1 protein-coding gene is annotated in these 248 nt (G+C 56.5%); it reads right to left on the bottom strand.

Translation table 11 applies throughout. From position 1 onward, the window contains the following. On the bottom strand, positions 1-248 hold a 248-nt coding region (locus ACWXWW_RS18235; protein WP_455971447.1), incomplete at both ends, for a hypothetical protein.

Genomic DNA, 248 nt, shown 5'->3' on the forward strand with positions numbered 1-248 from the left:
CCGAGGGCGTGCGTGCGGATCATCTTCGATGTTCAATAGAGTGGCCTCAAGCAACGACCAACCCATAATGAACGCCGCCTCATGATGAGCTTCGGCCTCCAACTTGCGAACAGCGTCCAGCTGACGGAGGATCTCTGCTTTTGAGGCTGCGGGCAACGAAAGGACACGAGATGGATCATCCGCGATATAGGCAACGACGAACGTCCAGTCAGGGTGTCCTTCAAAGCGCGCCCTGATCTGTTGAAGGG

The sequence above is a fragment of the Microbacterium sp. KNMS genome (genome assembly GCF_053851835.1).